This window comes from Prevotella sp. MGM2, assembly GCF_002933955.1.
In the GTDB taxonomy this organism is placed as follows: domain Bacteria; phylum Bacteroidota; class Bacteroidia; order Bacteroidales; family Bacteroidaceae; genus Alloprevotella.
Genome location: NZ_BEWW01000150.1, coordinates 1 through 509, shown reverse-complemented (window position 1 = coordinate 509; position 509 = coordinate 1). Strand labels below are relative to the sequence as shown.

Below are 509 nucleotides of genomic sequence, written 5' to 3'. Positions count from 1 at the left end.
CTCCAAGACCTTGCCACCGCCATGCCGGATGTCAGTCTCATCAAACATTCCCAAAGCGCCCCACGCCACACACCCACCCACCGCGTCTCGGCCCTCGAAGGCTCATGCGTGGCACACCTGCTGGGAACATCCTTCTGCGTCAACTCCTTCCACCATCAGGCCGTAGGAGATCCCGGCCCCGCACTGCGGATAACGGCACGCTCCGCCGACGGCGTGGCGGAAGCCCTTGAAAGCACCCGAATGAAACCCGTCACAGCCGTACAATGGCATCCCGAATGCTTCCTCGAAGGCGGCGACGGAAGCATGCGGCCCCTCTTCGGACATTTCATAAAGCAAGCCGAAAAATACCGGAGCGCCAAAGAAATGCACCACACCATCCTGACGCTCGACTCCCATTGCGACACCCCCATGTGGTACGGCAAAGACGCCCGCCTTGAAGTCCGCCAGCCACACGTCCTGATGGACCTTCACCGAATGAGCGAGGGAATGCTCGACGCAGTATGTATGGT

1 protein-coding gene is annotated in these 509 nt (G+C 60.3%); it reads left to right on the top strand.

Going from position 1 to position 509, the window contains the following annotated elements; translation table 11 throughout:
• Positions 1-509 (top strand): gamma-glutamyl-gamma-aminobutyrate hydrolase family protein (locus C5S62_RS03420; protein ID WP_190311547.1); only part of this gene is annotated, 509 nt, incomplete at both ends.